Source organism: Acinetobacter sp. 766875 (assembly GCF_000582055.1).
In the GTDB taxonomy this organism is placed as follows: domain Bacteria; phylum Pseudomonadota; class Gammaproteobacteria; order Pseudomonadales; family Moraxellaceae; genus Acinetobacter; species Acinetobacter nosocomialis.
The window spans coordinates 111176-127539 of the sequence record NZ_JEXX01000003.1; the positions used below are offsets into that span (position 1 = coordinate 111176).

At 37.8% G+C, this 16364-nt stretch carries 16 protein-coding genes; 9 read left to right on the forward strand and 7 right to left on the reverse strand.

Going from position 1 to position 16364, the window contains the following annotated elements:
• The first annotated feature begins 9 nt into the window (after window positions 1–9).
• Complete coding sequence (locus tag J576_RS04610; RefSeq protein ID WP_002051562.1) at window positions 10–933, forward strand: AEC family transporter; 924 nt, start codon at window positions 10–12, stop codon at window positions 931–933.
• Between the two features lie 34 nt (window positions 934–967).
• On the opposite strand, the gene J576_RS04615 is transcribed toward J576_RS04610, so the two are convergent.
• The 3 genes from J576_RS04615 to ygfZ form a co-directional block, all read right to left on the reverse strand.
• Window positions 968–1792, reverse strand: a complete 825-nt coding sequence (locus J576_RS04615; protein ID WP_002051569.1) for a tetratricopeptide repeat protein — start codon at window positions 1790–1792, stop codon at window positions 968–970.
• A 183-nt stretch (window positions 1793–1975) separates the two neighbouring features.
• Window positions 1976–2686, reverse strand: coding sequence for a DsbC family protein (locus J576_RS04620; RefSeq protein ID WP_002051371.1), 711 nt, complete (start codon window positions 2684–2686; stop codon window positions 1976–1978).
• Window positions 2687–2831: 145 nt separating this feature from the next.
• A complete protein-coding gene (gene ygfZ / locus J576_RS04625; protein ID WP_002051178.1) occupies window positions 2832–3554 on the reverse strand; it encodes a CAF17-like 4Fe-4S cluster assembly/insertion protein YgfZ in 723 nt (240 codons plus the stop codon).
• A gap of 213 nt (window positions 3555–3767) precedes the next feature.
• On the opposite strand from ygfZ, the gene J576_RS04630 reads away from it, so the two are divergent.
• The 4 genes from J576_RS04630 to J576_RS04645 all read left to right on the forward strand — a co-directional run bounded on the left by J576_RS04630 (window position 3768) and on the right by J576_RS04645 (window position 5710).
• A complete protein-coding gene (locus J576_RS04630; protein WP_081400977.1) occupies window positions 3768–4220 on the forward strand; it encodes an SRPBCC family protein in 453 nt (150 codons plus the stop codon).
• 145 nt (window positions 4221–4365) lie between these two features.
• A complete protein-coding gene (locus tag J576_RS04635) occupies window positions 4366–4722 on the forward strand; it encodes a DUF488 domain-containing protein (RefSeq protein ID WP_002051094.1) in 357 nt (118 codons plus the stop codon).
• 90 nt (window positions 4723–4812) lie between these two features.
• On the forward strand, window positions 4813–5157 hold the full coding sequence (locus J576_RS04640) for a zinc ribbon domain-containing protein YjdM (RefSeq protein ID WP_002051406.1): 345 nt from the start codon (window positions 4813–4815) through the stop codon (window positions 5155–5157).
• A 211-nt stretch (window positions 5158–5368) separates the two neighbouring features.
• Window positions 5369–5710, forward strand: a complete 342-nt coding sequence (locus tag J576_RS04645) for a YegP family protein (RefSeq protein WP_002051302.1) — start codon at window positions 5369–5371, stop codon at window positions 5708–5710.
• A 54-nt stretch (window positions 5711–5764) separates the two neighbouring features.
• On the opposite strand, the gene J576_RS04650 is transcribed toward J576_RS04645, so the two are convergent.
• The 4 genes from J576_RS04650 to J576_RS04665 are packed head-to-tail and all read right to left on the reverse strand — an operon-like array spanning window position 5765 to window position 12470.
• A complete protein-coding gene (locus J576_RS04650; RefSeq protein ID WP_002051344.1) occupies window positions 5765–7480 on the reverse strand; it encodes a proline--tRNA ligase in 1716 nt (571 codons plus the stop codon).
• Window positions 7481–7539: 59 nt separating this feature from the next.
• Window positions 7540–10638, reverse strand: coding sequence for an efflux RND transporter permease subunit (locus J576_RS04655; RefSeq protein WP_025467917.1), 3099 nt, complete (start codon window positions 10636–10638; stop codon window positions 7540–7542).
• Window positions 10639–10653: 15 nt separating this feature from the next.
• Complete coding sequence (locus tag J576_RS04660; protein WP_002051508.1) at window positions 10654–11772, reverse strand: efflux RND transporter periplasmic adaptor subunit; 1119 nt, start codon at window positions 11770–11772, stop codon at window positions 10654–10656.
• Window positions 11773–11831: 59 nt separating this feature from the next.
• Window positions 11832–12470, reverse strand: a complete 639-nt coding sequence (locus tag J576_RS04665; RefSeq protein ID WP_002051486.1) for a hypothetical protein — start codon at window positions 12468–12470, stop codon at window positions 11832–11834.
• 282 nt (window positions 12471–12752) lie between these two features.
• On the opposite strand from J576_RS04665, the gene pilG reads away from it, so the two are divergent.
• The 4 genes from pilG to J576_RS04685 are packed head-to-tail and all read left to right on the forward strand — an operon-like array spanning window position 12753 to window position 16247.
• A complete protein-coding gene (pilG, locus tag J576_RS04670) occupies window positions 12753–13136 on the forward strand; it encodes a twitching motility response regulator PilG (protein WP_000389061.1) in 384 nt (127 codons plus the stop codon).
• A gap of 26 nt (window positions 13137–13162) precedes the next feature.
• Window positions 13163–13525, forward strand: a complete 363-nt coding sequence (locus tag J576_RS04675; protein WP_002051151.1) for a response regulator — start codon at window positions 13163–13165, stop codon at window positions 13523–13525.
• A gap of 57 nt (window positions 13526–13582) precedes the next feature.
• The gene (locus J576_RS04680; protein ID WP_002051357.1) at window positions 13583–14119 is read left to right on the forward strand and encodes a chemotaxis protein CheW; all 537 of its coding nucleotides are present in this window, start codon (window positions 13583–13585) and stop codon (window positions 14117–14119) included.
• Between the two features lie 46 nt (window positions 14120–14165).
• Entirely contained in the window at window positions 14166–16247 is a 2082-nt protein-coding gene (locus J576_RS04685; RefSeq protein ID WP_002051535.1) for a methyl-accepting chemotaxis protein, read from the forward strand.
• The last annotated feature ends 117 nt before the right edge of the window (window positions 16248–16364 follow it).

The window sequence follows — 16364 nt, forward strand, 5'->3', positions numbered from 1 at the left end:
AAGTAGTCTGTGGTTTTTCAGGTAATTTTACCAATTTTGATTTTATTATTGATGGGGTACTGTAGTGTCCTCATTAAACTGGTAACACCTGAACAAATTAAGGCTCTGAGTGCATTTGTTATTAAAATTTCTTTACCTGCTTTTTTAATCCAATCTTTAGCCAATAAAAACTTACAAGATATTTGGCACCCAGCTTATTTTATTGCTTATGGTGGCGGCTCTTTAATCTTGTTTTTTTTGGCTTTTATCCTTTACCGCAAGTATTTTAAAAATAGCCTAACACATAGTGCAGTCATATCGATGGGCGCTTCTATGTCAAATACAGGTTTTATGGGTACAGCGATTCTAACCATGCTAATGGGGAGTCATGCTGCAATCTATATATCTTTAACCTTAATTATCGAAAATTTATTAATAGTTGCTTTAATGCTTATTTTGGCAGAAGCGGGTTTGCATCAACAGCAACGGCTTTTGCCTTTACTGAAAAAAACATTCATTAATTTACTTAAAAACCCTGTAATTATTGCAATTTTAGTTGGGATGAGCTGCATTTTGCTAGATATTCATCTGCCTTCAAAACTTGGACAAGCCTTAGAACTTTTAGGAAGAACAGCTTCGCCTCTAGCATTATTTGCTATTGGTGGCAGCTTGGTTGGTATTGGTATTACCGCCGTGAATTTCCAAAGTATATTGTTGGCTGGATTTAATGTCATCCTTATGCCTGTTGTGATTTTTGGGCTGTTCCTTTTACTGCCAAACGTGAGCCAAGAGATGTTATATGCTGGCACTTTACTTGCTGCGCTGCCAATGCCGATCGCTTTTGGTATTTTTGGTCAAGCCTACGGTTTAAATGAAAGAGCATTAACACCTTTAATGATAAGTACCATTATTGGTTTTATTGGGGTAAGTGGACTTATCGCTTTGTGGTGGTAAAAGAAAAGCCCCATACGGGGCTATTGTTTCTTTGCTATTTTTTAGGTGCAGGCTGTGTAGGGGCGGCTGCAGCTTGTTTATTCTTCTCAGCAATAATCTTTTCGACTGAAGCTAAAGATTCTCTAGCATTAGGAACATTTTGGTTAGCAAGTTCAGTAAAAATCTGTTTTGCTTGAGGCAAGTTCTGAGGAATGATATTGCCATTTGCCATCATAGTCGCTAAAGCCATAGACGCTGGTGCATAACCTTTTTGTGCAATTGCTTGTAAAGCTTCAATGCCTTGGCGTTTCATTAGCGGGTTTTTATTTTCAACCCCTTGGCTAATATCATAAAGTGCTTTGACTTGAATAGCAGGGTAGTTTCCTTTTCGAATTAAAGGCGCTAGCTTTTGTAAAGCAATTTGATGAGACTGTGGCTTTTTCTGAGCAAATAAAATAGTCGCAATTTTTACCGTTGCATCATCAGAGCCTTGAGCTGATGCTTTTTGCACATATTGGCTAAATTTATTACTATCTTTTGCAACGCCTAATTCACCAGTTTCATAAATCTGTGCAAGTCTATAACTGGCCTGAGCATAACCTTTGTTTGAAGCGTCTTCATAATATTTTAGAGCTTTGGCATTATCTTTAGGGGTGCCTTGTCCCATTTGCGTCATATAGCCTAAGTTATAGATCGCTTGAGCATTGCCTGTCTGCGCAAGGCGCTGCACTTCTTGGAAAGCAGCAGGATAATTTTTTGCCGCATACAATTGTTCAGCCTGTTTAAAGACATCATTTTTTGCCACAGATGCTGTAGTGTCTGCCGCAAAGATTGATGAACTTGAAATGGCGATTAGGCTGGCGATGAGTAATTTCTTCATTTCTTTTTAACCTTTTACTTTGTAGCTACATCATTCCATCGATGTATTGAATCAACTCAACTTCTCATCATAAATATTGATAGATGAAAGTAAACAGCCGATTTGTATATAAAACGATGTCTATAAAGCAAACTGTGGAGAAAAGTAATACGCCACCTCTACTTAAGAGAGTGGCGTATTGGATTATTTTACTGACTGTAATAATGCTTCAATCTGTTTTGCATCACTTGGTACGCCAGAGATTCTTTGACCATCTTGTAAGAACAGAGTTGGTGTGCCATCTATATTTAATTTCTGGCCTAAAGCAATATTTTTCTGAATTGGACTTGTACAGCTTTTGCCAGCCGCTGGCAATTTACGGTTAAGCATATAATTTATCCAAGCTTCTGAAGGGTTCTTTGAACACCAGATCTGATTTGAAACTTTTTCAGCATTGGGGTGCAAACTGGTCAGCGGATATAAGAATACATATACCGTTACGTTATCAACCCCAACCATATTTTGTTCTAGACGCTGACAGTAAGGACAATCAGGGTCACTGAAAATATAAAGAGTACGTTCTCCTTTACCTTTTACATATTTAATCGCTTGGTTTAGAGGTAGCTTTTTAACATCAATTTTACCCAATTCGGCAATTCGTTCTTCTGTCATATTTTTTTGTTGTTTGATATCAACCAAATTGCCTACAAAAAAGTATTTAGCATCTTGATTGGTATAAACAATACGACCGCTTGTATACACTTCATAAATACCTTGCACAGGTGATTGATAAACACCTTTTACAGGTAAGTCTGGGTAATTTGTTTTCAGATTTTGTTCAAGTGTTTTGACATCAGCATGAGCAGAACCGAAAAAAGCCAGACTCAACATGAGTGTAGCAAGTTTAGTTTTCATATTTTTTCTCTTAGATTACAACATGGACTATGATGGCATAGAAAAATTAAAAAATTGATGCCCTAATTAAATGAATTTATTAGAATTTTGTATCTATAGAAAAGCCCGTAGGGTCATCCACGGGCTTTTTATTTGCTAAATCTGCTTATTGTGGTCTAGCAACATCACCACTTAAAGCTTCCGGTAAGTCGAGAACTTGAAGGCCGAGTTCAGCTAGAGCGGCTGGTTTTGCAACCACTAACGCAATATATCCGTCAGGAGTTTGGGTACTATTTACTACTTCAATATCGTTATTTAATTGAGTAGCTGGAGCAGGTGCTTCACCTGTACCTTGAACTAGATGCAACCAGTGTTTTGGTTTTGCTTTAAACCAAAGGCGCGCCACAATTTCTTGACCTAAGTAACAGCCTTTATCGTAATTGACGCCTTCACGTTGATGTAAACGTAATTCTTGTGGCTGAAACTCATGTTCGGTCGCTTGAGCAATCCATGCTTGACCCGTCATGATAGCTTGTTTTTGCCATTCGGAAATATCAGTTTCTGTAGAGCTGAACTCAGTGTGACCATTCACAACTTTTGGAAACACAGCGCCTTGTTCACTTAAGGTCATTTTTGAAAATGCGCCATATTTTTTAATATGCTTAGCAAACTCTTCAGCTTGATCTTGAGTAACAACAATCTCAAAACTTTCAGCGTTAATCTTTTTCAACCATAGGCCAAAATGAATACGGCCTTTAAGATCACAAATGGCTGTATAGCGTGTTTCATTTTCAGCTAAACGCTCAGTATCGACAGTCACTTGGCCTTGTAAAAACTTCTGTGCATCTACACCGTTTAATGCATATGAGGAGAAAGCGAGCAGACTCATGATTAATCTCAAATTCAATATGTTTCTTTATGATTGATGACTATTTTGCTCCATTTTTATCAAAAAATCAGCCTTAGTTTTCGTAATTTAGTTTTGTCAGAAACTGGTTATATAAATAGAAAAAACACCAAAAATATACGTTAAATGAAATTCTAGGGTTTAAGCTACTAAACATAATTTCTATAACCTAAATGGACTTAAAATAAGGAGAACATAATGGCAACAGGTACAGTAAAATTACATCGCGTATTTAAAGCACCCGCTGAACGGGTTTATCGTGCTTTTCTCGATCCAGATGCTTTAGTTAAGTGGATGGCACCTCACGGTTTTACTGCGAAGGTTCATAGTTTTGATGCAAAAGTAGGTGGCTCATATAAAATGAGTTTTACCAACTTTTCAACAGGTTCAACACACTCATTTGGGGGAACTTATGTTGAACTCATTCCAAATGAATTAATTCGCTATAACGACCAATTTGATGACTCAAATTTACCTGGTACGATGCAGGTCACTATTACATTAAAAACTGTATTGGTAGGCACAGAAATTCACATTACCCAAGAAGGCATACCAGAAGTTATTCCTGTAGAGGCGTGTTATTTAGGATGGCAGGAGTCTTTGTCCTTATTAACACTGTTAGTAGAAGCCGAGATCCCAGATCAGTAATCGCCTTTTAAAATTTGGGCACCGTAAAGAAAAAAGTGAGTAGAGAACTACTCACTTTTTTCTTTTTAATTATGACCAAAAGAGAACAAAATATTTAATATGTTGATGAGGTCTAAACAATAAGGCTGTCTAGTGAGAAAAAGACATGGAAATACACATTAAAAGAATTTATGAACATGTAAGTGTCAATGATGGAAAGCGAATATTAGTTGATCGGCTATGGAGCCGAGGGATAAGTAAAGAAAATGCCCATTTAGATTTATGGTTAAAAGAAATAGCCCCCTCAACTGAACTGCGTAAGTGGTTTCATGCAGAGTCCGCAGAACACTGGGATGAGTTTAAACAGCGCTATTTAAAAGAACTAGAAACAAACCCAGCAGTTAAAGAGTTACAAGACATTGTGTCACATCATAAAGTCACGCTTTTATATTCGGCAAAAGATGTGGAACATAACCATGCAATTATTTTAAAAAAATACTTATTAGAAAAGAGCAAAAGTTAAATATATAAATTTTTTTTTGGTAAAAGTCTTTTATTTAAAACTTTAAAAAATGAATCATATCTCGCATAATATACTTTTTGAGATTTTTTTATGTCTTTACCAAATTGCCCAAAATGCCAATCAGAATATACCTATCAAGACGGCGACTTATTAATTTGCCCTGAATGCTCACATGAGTGGAAGGAAGGGGAAGCTTCAATTGCTGATGAACAAGAAGTGATTAAAGACGCAAATGGTAATGCCTTGGCAGATGGCGATAGTGTCACTGTGATTAAAGACTTAAAAATTAAAGGTTCATCGTCAGTTGTTAAAGTGGGAACAAAAGTAAAAACAATTCGTTTAGTACCAGATGCAAGTGATAGTCATAATATCGATTGCAAAATTGATGGTATTGGTCAGATGAAATTAAAATCTGAATTTGTAAAAAAAGCTTAATTTGTTAATTTTAATTACATTTCGGTAGAGGTACCTATCAGACCTCTACCTTTTTAAACTTTCAACATCCTTATAATTTTATTACGATAATGTATAAAAAGTAGACTATCCAAAGTTACATTGCTCATTTATATTGTCATTAATAACAAATAACTTTCGTCCAGAATAATAACGAAAGTCATACCCACACCAACAAAAAAACGAGGTTCTTATGGCAGGATGGTACGAGATTTCACAAGCGAGTGATGGACAATATCGCTTTGTACTTAAGGCTGGTAATGGCGAAATTATTTTAAATAGTGAGCTATATAAAGCGAAAGCATCGGCAGTCAATGGTATTGAGTCAGTTCAAAAAAATAGTGGTGACGATGGACGATATGATCGTTTAACTGCAAAAAATGGAAAACCTTACTTCAATTTAAAAGCTGCAAATCATCAAATTATTGGTACAAGTCAATTCTATGCGAGCGAAGCATCGCGCGATAAAGGGATTGAATCGGTGAAAACCAATGGATCTTCAGCAACCATTAAAGACTTAACGGTTCAGGCGTAAAATTAAATGTAAAAAAAGCAGCTTCTAAAAGCTGCTTTTTTATTTATGTCTTTATTAACGCGCTAACTTAGCTAAAAGTTCTTCTTTAGTTAAATTGCTCGCTTCAGCATCGCGGCGACCTTTATATTCAAACGTACCAGCATCAAGGCCTTTCTCACCAATTACGATACGGTGTGGAATGCCCATTAACTCAAGGTCAGAGAATTTAACACCTGGACGTTCATTACGGTCATCAAGTAATACATCAAAACCTTGAGCTTGTAATTCAGCATAAAGTGCTTCAGCTGCTTCAAGAGTGCGAGGTGATTTGTGTGCATTCATTGGAACAATTGCGATTTCAAAAGGAGCAATTGCTTGTGGCCAAATAATCCCTTTGTCATCGTAGTTTTGCTCAATTGCAGCTGCAACTACGCGCGTTACACCAATACCGTAACAACCCATTGTTACTGTAAATGGTTTGCCATCTTCACCTAAAACTTTACAGCCTAATGCTTCAGAGTATTTAGTACCAAGTTGGAAAATATGACCCACTTCAATACCGCGTTTAATTTGTAGTGTGCCTTTACCATCTGGAGATGGATCGCCTTCAACCACATTACGCAAATCAAAGATTTCAGTAATTTGTGCATCACGTTCCCAGTTTACGCCTACAGCGTGTTTATCAGCTTCATTTGCACCAGCAACAAAGTCAGAAAGAACAGATGCAGCACGGTCAACAATTACATTGATACCTTTTTCAACCAAACCTTGTGGACCTGTAAAGCCAGCAGTTAAGCCAAATGCTTGAAGTTGCTCTTCTGTTGCAAACGTAAGAGGAGCGGCAACTAAAGGATGTTTCTCAGCTTTAATTTCATTGAGTTCGTGATCGCCACGTAAGAATAGGGCAACCACAGGTACATTACCTTTTTCGTCTGCAATACCTTGAACCAATAACGCTTTTACTGATTGTTTAGGATCAGCATTTAAGAACTGGCATACATCAGCAATTGTTTTTTGGTTTGGTGTTTCAACCAACTTAAATTCTTGTGCAGGCGCTGCGCGTTCACCTACTAAAACAGCCTCAGCCATTTCAACGTTCGCTGCATAATCAGATTCAGTTGAAAATGCGATGTCATCTTCACCACTTGAAGCCAATACATGGAATTCATGTGAAGCTGAACCACCAATTGAACCTGTGTCAGCTTGAACTGGGCGGAAGTCTAAACCTAAGCGAGTAAAAATACGGCTATAAGTGTCGTACATTACATCATAGGTTTCTTGTAATGATTCTTGAGTTGCATGGAAAGAATATGCATCTTTCATAATGAACTCGCGTGAACGCATTACACCAAAACGTGGACGAATTTCATCACGGAATTTGGTTTGAATTTGATAGAAATTTACAGGAAGTTGTTTATAACTTTTTAGCTCGTTACGTGCTAAATCGGTAATTACTTCTTCATGTGTAGGACCAAGCACAAACGGGTTGTCGTGACGATCTTTGAAGCGTAATAATTCAGGGCCGTATTGTTCATAACGACCGGATTCTTCCCACAAGCTTGCGGGTTGAGTCACGGGCATGAACACTTCCATAGCACCTGAACGATTCATTTCTTCACGAACAATCGCATCAACTTTTTTAAGCACACGTGTTCCCATCGGCAGCCATGTATATAAACCAGATGCCAATTTACGAATCATCCCCGCACGTAACATGAGCTGATGTGAAATCACTTCAGCATCGTTTGGGGTTTCTCTCAACGTTGCAAATAAAAAGCGGCTTGCGCGCATGGAAAAAGTCCTAAAAAGTTAAGCGTTATAAAAACGCAGATTATACGATAGTTGCTGCATTATGACATGAATCGTCGAGTTTGACGCAGCATAAAGTTTTTCAAGTCATCCAGATAAGTGAAAATGACGGGTACTACTACAAGAGTCAATAAGGTAGAGGTGATTACACCACCAATAACAGCATGGGCCATCGGCGCACTTTGCTCTCCGCCTTCGCCCAAGCCTAAAGCTAATGGAACCATACCCATGACCATAGCACTAGTAGTCATTAAAATAGGGCGTAAACGGGTTTCACCCGCTTGTAAAATAGCATCATAACGACTTTCCCCATGTTCCATGGCCTTTTTAATAAAGTCGATAAGTAAAATCGCGTTTTTGGTTACTAGCCCCATGAGCATAATAATGCCAATAATTGAAAATAGGTTTAGGGTACTTCTGAACAAGAACAGTGCAAGGAACACCCCAATCAATGACAGGGGCAAAGATGCCATAATCGCAGCTGGGTGAATAAAACTATTAAACTGAGAACCCAAAACAATATAAATAAATACAATGGAAAGCGTAATAGCAGTTAATGCATAACCCGCAGACTCGGCCATGTCGGCATTAGCACCTTGAGTATTGAAGGTATAACCGGCAGGCAACTTAAATGCTTTTTGCATTTTATCGATGTCTTTACCGATATCCCCACTTGGGCGTCCTGACGTATTGGCTTGGATGAGTACTTCGCGCTCAAGATCGCGTCGATTAATTTGTGACGCACCGAATTTTTGCTCGGTTGTTGCTACTGCACTCAATGGAACTAATATCGGTTGTCCATTTGCACCAGTTTTGTTTGAGTTGAGATATAGGTTTTGCACGTCTTGCGGAAGCATACGTTTGTTTTCATTTAAACGGATATTTACATCATAAGTTTCGCCGTCACGGTCTTCCCACGTTGTGACATTATCGCCCGCAATGAGTGGTCGAATCGCATTGGCAACTTGGGAAACAGACAACCCTAAGTCACTTGCCAGTACACGATTAATATGAACACCTAAAGTTGGTTTCGGTTCTTTTAACGAGCTTTCTAAATCGACCACACCTTTAATTTTACCCATTTCAGTCATAAATCGATTTGAAATTTTTTGAAGTTCATTCAGGTCAGTTCCTTTAATCGAAATCATGATTGGCTTTTGACCACCAGAAACTGAATCTTGAGCCGCAGCAACGGAGGTAACACGAATACCCGCTACGGTTTGCAAACGATCACGGAATTCATTATTAAGCGTTGTTAAATCTGAACTACGTTGTTGTTTTGGTTTTAAAGTCACTCCTAAACCAGCGTGGTTTTTACCAGAGTCTATTGTGCTATTTACAACTCCGTAGGTAGAAACCACATCGGGAAATTGCCTAATAATTTGATCGACTTGATGTAACTTGGCTTGAGTATATTCTAAAGAAGCATCGACAGGCGTCTCGAACTGAATACGGATTTCACCTTTATCTGGAACTGGTACAAATTCGGTTCCAATCAATTTAGATAAACCTAAGGCCGCAACCAGTGAAGCAATCGCAATAATGACTGTAATAAAACGAAAGCGTAGAGCAAGTTTCAACAGCTTTTCATAAATATGGGTAAGGCCATCTAATAATCTAGAAATGTGATTAAAGAAACGTTGTAGTCGACTTTCTTTTTTCTTTACAGGGTCTTTCCAATGTGCTGAAAGCATTGGGTCGAGTGTAAAACTAATAAACATGGAAATAAGAACAGCTGTACTTACAGTTACCCCAAACTGGTAGAAGAAACGCCCAATTAACCCCCCCATGAAAGCAACAGGTAAAAATACCGCCACAATGGTAAGGGTAGTTGCGAGTACTGCTAACCCAATTTCTTTGGTGCCATCTAAAGCGGCGGTGACATGGTCTTTGCCAAGCTCTGTATGCCTAACAATGTTTTCTCGAACTACAATCGCGTCATCAATTAATAGGCCAATACTGAGTGATAGAGCTAACAGGGTCATCATGTTAATACTAAAACCAAAAGCCCAGATGAACGTTAAAGTTCCAAGCAGGGTAATGGGTAAAGTTAAACCTGTAATGACGGTAGATCGGAAAGAACCTAAAAAGAGTAAAACAATTAAAACTGCTAAACCTGCTCCTTCAAGAATGGTATGTACTACATCTTTAATTGAAGCGCGAATCCCTTTGGAGCTGTCTGCGACGACTTTATAGTTTAATCCCGCAGGCATTTGAGCTTTTAGCTTCTCTAAAGTTTGGTAAGTTTTATCGACGACTTGAATTACATTAGCATCAGAACTTTTTAAAATGTCGATAGAGACAGCCGTTCTTCCATTATAAAAAGCACTGGATTGCAGTTCAGCTTGAGTATCTTCAACAGTTGCTACTTGTTTTAGGAAAATAGGCGAGCCATTTTTATTGGCAATGACCAAATCACCAAAACCAAAAGGATGAATAACTTTTGATTGAATCTGTACCACTAGTTCAGAATTCTTTTGCTGTAAAGTTCCTGCAGGTACTTCTATATTTTCATTTTTTAGTGTGTTAATGACCTGATCAATGCCAATACCATAGCTTTGTAATTGTTCAGGATGAACTTTTATACGAATTTGGCGTTTCGCATCACCTAATAAATTGACATTACCTACACCAGAAACGGTTTTAAGCTGCGGCACAATTTTTTTGTCTACATAAGAACTTAATTGAGCCAAGCTCATCGTATTCGACTCAAACACCACCGACATAATCGGGCTAGATGAAGGATCGTAGCGTTGCACAATCGGCGTATCAATTTCATCACGAAATTGAGCGACAACAGGAGCAATTTTGTCGCGCACATCTTGTGCTGCAATTGCTGAAGAGGTATCAAGATTAAACTCGGCAATCACCATCGATGATCCTTCACTTGAACGTGAAGTAATTTGTTTAATGCCTGAAATTGTATTGATTTGATCTTCGAGTTTTTTTGTAATATCAGACTCAACCGCTTCAGGTGAAGCACCAGCATATTGCGTGGTAACCACTACAAATGGGAAATCTACATTAGGAAACTCTTCAACGGTCATGCGCTTCCAAGAGGCTAACCCGAGTACCATTAAGCACAGCATCATCATAATCGTAAAAACGGGATACTTCACACTGATTCGGGTAAACCACATAAGCTATTTGCTACCTTATTTATTTTTTTCGGCTGTAAGCGTCACTTTTTTATTGATATCGGAATCGTCAAACTGGATACGACTTACCTGATCTGTGCTTTGTAGACCTTGTACCAAAGCAATATTTTCGTTGTAACGCTGCTCAACTACCCGAATTTTGACCTTTTGAATGGTTTGATTGCGTATCACCCATACGAAAGGATCTTGTTGCAGGTTTTGAATACTATCTAAAGGAATAGTTTGTCCTTGATTGTGATCACTTTGCAAAATAATGCCATTAATAAAAGCGCCGATACTGAGTGAATCAATTGCTTCTTTAGGACTCGCAAAGAATTCAATTTGTCGACTATCTTGGTCTGCTACAGGTGAGACCCGAGTCAGTATGGCATGTAATTGTTTTGAATTACCCTGAATCTGATATTGAATAGAGCTGCCGACTTTTAGTGCAGATTGTTGCTCAATAGGCAACTTTGCCTGTATTTCTAATTGATCAGGATTAACGATTTCAAAGAGCGTTTGTCCAACCGATACAGTTTGTCCCGGTTCAACTTGTCGTTTAGTAATGACACCTGAAATCGGGCTAGTAATAATACCATCTCGATCAGCCTTTTTAGCAATATCAACATTGGCTTGCTGAGCTCTAACACTTTCAAGTTGACCCTTATAATCTACCTGACTCTGTTCAAACTCTACACGGGCAATAAAGCCTTGATTAAGTAGTCTTTGTTTTCGATTCATCAAATTACGTGCAAGCTCTGCTTGTGCCTGAGCTGAAGCAAGATTTGCTTCAGCTTGAGCTAAACGTGCAGCATTATCTTGATTGTTTAATCTGACTAAAACTTGGCCTTTTTGTACTTTTTGTCCCACATTTGCATTAACAGATGTTGCTGTCGCACTGACTTGAGCTTGAATAGAGCTTTGTTGTACCGCACGAATAGTTCCTGTAAAGGCAGTCTGAGCAGCAAGCGAACCTTCTTTTACAGTAATTAAATCTTGAGGAATAAGTTCAATTTTTTTTGGTTCAAATGTTGTGGTTTTTGGTGCTTCTTGCTGATGACATGCAGCTAAAATCAAACTCAGGCTAATTAAGCTTAATTTAAAAAAAGTAGAAGGGGTAAGATGCGTTGTGCGCATACAGCATCATCCTGTAATTCAAATTTTATTTTGCCCCTATTCTTGATAAAGCTGTGCGCTTATTCAAGCTTTTTTAAACGTTCGATAATATTTTCATAGTCTTTATTGGTGCGATTATAGTTTTTTGAAAGTATTTCAAGTGTTTGTTTAACCTTATTAATATTCATCAGATTGTTTTCAATTAGGGTTTTATGCCTTTCAGGAACCTTTTCACCTTTACGAAAATATTCCATTTCCTGACGTTTAAATAAAATTTTGTCTTGTTGTAATTGGCTCAGTTGTTCCTGTTGATAATTCATTTGTTTTTTGATTGCCAATAAAGCTTGGTCTCTTTTAATCAACGCAGTTTTACTATTGCTATATGCTTTTTTTAACTTGTTATCTTCTTCCCTATATCGAGCAGATAATGCACGTTGTGAAGATTGATTTAGATCAGCTTCAGAATTATAGGGATGATTTCTTTTAATGACCTGCATATTTTGGTCAAGTGCCTCATATCCATAGCGAATATGAGCGGGGGTTACAGATGTACTAATATTAGCAATGCCATGCTGGTCGTAATAGCGATACCAAACAGCTTTAGGAGCACCATTTGCAGCTAAAGTTGGGGATGAGAAAAACAGGGCTCCGCAAGAAGCAATGCTTATAAAAACAGACAAGCAGGTCCTATAAAAGGCATATTTCATCCGCTTATTCATAAAATTCCCCAAAAAAGAAAGCTAAACCGCTTATTTTTAAATAATTAATCTTAAATATATTAGTTATTATTTAACTGAATAAAAATATCGACATTCTAAAAAAAATGATAATTTTTTCGAAAGTGTGATGAGGTTAAAAGTTATTGTTTATAAATGAGAAAGTAGACAAAAACCTTTCATTGAAAATAGAAGTATAGATATGTTAAAAATGCGTATAAATCTGTAAAAACAAATTTAAGTTAAATTGCATTTATATTTTATGTTATGGGGATGGAAGATTAAATGGAAGATGCGTTCCAAAATCTGAAAGTAATGGTTATTGATGACTCAAAAACTATTCGCCGTACAGCAGAAACATTATTGCAACGTGAAGGTTGTGAAGTGATTACTGCTGTCGATGGATTTGAAGCTTTATCTAAAATTGCTGAAGCGAATCCGGATATTGTTTTTGTAGATATCATGATGCCTCGTTTAGACGGTTATCAAACTTGTGCTCTGATTAAGAACTCTCAAAATTATCAGAACATTCCCGTTATCATGCTCTCTAGTAAAGATGGTCTATTTGATCAGGCAAAAGGGCGTGTGGTAGGTTCAGATGAATACTTGACGAAACCATTTAGCAAAGATGAATTGTTAAATGCGATTCGTAATCATGTAAGTTCATAATTAAGTAATTTAAGGGCAAAGAAGAAATGGCACGTATTCTTATTGTTGATGACTCACCAACAGAAACTTATCGTTTTAGAGAAATTCTAACTAAGCACGGTTACGATGTAATTGAAGCATCTAATGGTGCAGATGGTGTAACTTTGGCAAAAGCAGAACAGCCTGACTTAGTGTTAATGGATGTTGTAATGCCAGGTGTAAATGGCTTTCAGGCAACACGCCAGATTACCCGTGATGAAGACACTAAGCATATTCCAGTTGTTATTGTAAGTACTAAAGATCAGGCAACTGACCGAGTATGGGGTAAACGTCAGGGTGCTCTCGATTACTTGATTAAGCCTATTGAAGAAAAGCAACTGATCGATGTAATTAAACAATTTCTAAATTAACTCATCCATCCATAAAAACATAAATGGCGGGTCTACACCCGTCTTATAGGATCGAGTATGGCCGCGAACGGATTTATTGAGTTACTTCGTTTGTCTAAACGGGGTAACAAGAATTACGCTTCAGTCCAAAATGAAGCAGAGCGATGGTCAGGAATTGCTTTTGAAATGAGAGGGCAATACTTCGTCGCACCACTTGGGGAAGTGTCAGAGGTTATCTATCCACCAAAATATACACCTGTTCCAAATACCCAAAGTTGGGTGAAGGGACTGGCAAATATTCGGGGAAGATTACTTTCAGTTTCTGACTTGGCACATTTTATTTCAGGGCAACGAAGTTCATTTTCGGCTGCCCAAAAAGTGTTATGTATTAGCCATCACGACCAATATGTGGGATTGGTTGTTGATCAGGTCTTGGGGATTCAACACTTTAATAAGAAAAGCTTTTTTTCTCAAAGTTCAAACTTGGAGGAAAATTTAAAAGAATATTGCCAAGGGTATTTTCACCAACACAATCAGCATTGGCATGTTTTTTTATTTAGTCGATTATTGCAAAACCCACATTACATGAATGCATCGACAAAATTTATAAACTAATTTTTATGCTGTTAATACACAGTGTATTTTTCTGGGGAGAAGCTGTATGGGCTTTAAACTTAAAAAGAAAAGTGGCAATCGTAGTGTAAACGAAAAATCGAGTGTCAACTTTATTGCGAAAATTCAGTCACAAATTGAGCAATACGCCAGTTTATTTGGGGAAAGTAAAAAGTCCAAGCCTATCCTTTATGTAGCGTTGTTATGTTTAGTATTAGCTTCAACTTCGCTTGCTTACTTGTTTTATAGTGTACCTCGACATAACGAATTAACACGTAGTATGGGTGAGTTACGTTTACTATCACAAACGATTTCTAGACAGGCTACAGAAGCGACAGCTTCTGGTTCACCTCAAGCCATGAAAGACTTGGTTGAATCGCGTCAAACTTTTGCCAAAAATATAAAAAATGTCGAAAATATTTATGGTACATCTTCAAAAGAATATAAAAAAGTAGCGACTCTGTGGAAATCTTTGTCTTATGACATTGACTTGATCTCATCACAACAGGACGTAATTAACCAGTTATATAATATGAATATCTCGATTAGTGATTCTATTCCTGAGATTCAAGCTGAATATAACTTGATGGTTGATAAGATGGTCCGCGAAAAAGTATCAAGTAATCAGGTCGTAATTGCTAAAAACCAAGTATTTATTGCGGAACGTATTTTACGATCTATTAACTCGGTTTTCGTTGGTACAGAGAACTCTGAAAACTCAGCGCATGACTTTAGTGTTGATATTGAGACTTTTGGTGTGTACTTAGATGCACAGCTAAATGGAAATGCGGAGTTGGGGGTAGCTAAAGTTGAATCTCCTGAAGTGCGTGAATCTTTGGAAGGTATCAAAACTGAATATGATAAAGTTTTAAAATCTGCTGCAACTTCTGTCCTCAAGCATACAAACCAGATCGTAAACGTACGTCAATCATCAAGTGAGATCTTCTCTCAATCTGATGCAATGTTAACTGCTTTAGGTGATCTTTCAGAGCAAACCCAATATGGCTGGAAGGCTTTTGCGTTAGTTGCTGTACTGACATTATCACTTCTTGGCTTAATTACTTCTGTTTTAAAGCTTTTATCACTTCGTAGTAAAGCAGATAAACAACGTGTAGCTATATTACAAGAAGAATATGATCGTAACCAGAATGCGATTTTACGTTTACTTGATGAAATTGCCGATCTTGCAGATGGTGACTTACGTTCATATGCAACGGTATCTGAAGACTTTACTGGTGCGATTGCCGACTCGATTAACTTTGCGATTGACCAGTTACGTGACTTAGTATCACGAATCCATGAAACTTCTCAGGAAGTTGCACGTTATACGCAAGATACTCAAAATATTACTAACCAGTTAGCAGAGGCATCTGAGCACCAAGCACAAGAAATTGCCGGTGCATCAACTGCAATGAACGAAATGGCATTGTCGATTGACCAAGTATCTGCCAACGCCTCTGAATCTGCTCAAGTAGCACAACGTTCGGTATATATTGCATCTAATGGCGCACAAGTTGTAAACCGTTCTATTGAGGGTATGGATACCATTCGTGAACAGATTCAGGAAACCTCGAAACGTATTAAGCGTTTGGGTGAGTCTTCACAAGAAATTGGTAACATCGTATCGCTTATTAACGATATTGCAGACCAAACAAACATTCTAGCCTTAAATGCAGCAATTCAAGCATCTATGGCCGGTGAAGCAGGTCGTGGTTTTGCCGTGGTTGCTGACGAAGTTCAACGTCTTGCAGAACGTTCAGCTTCGGCAACTAAACAGATTGAAACGCTTGTTAAAACGATTCAAACGGATACCAACGAAGCCGTTATTTCAATGGAACAAACGACAACAGAGGTTGTACGTGGTGCTAACTTAGCGAAAGATGCGGGTATTGCACTTGATGAAATTCAAAAAGTATCGGGTGACTTGGCAAACTTAATTGCGAGCATTTCTGATGCAGCAAAACTTCAATCAGCTTCTGCGAGTCACATTGCTGCAACCATGACTGTTGTACAAGAAATTACTTCACAAACAACAACGGCAACCTTCGATACTGCTCGTTCTGTATCTGAATTGGCGAATATGTCGGAGTCATTACGTGAGTCAGTAACGGACTTTAAATTACCTGACTAAATTGGGGGATGAGAATAGCTATTCTCATAATAGCTATTCTTTTAAAAGTATGAGCAGCGCCAGACAAATATTGGGGAAATAGCTATTTTTCTGGTGTTGACTCTGTAGTTTTCCCCA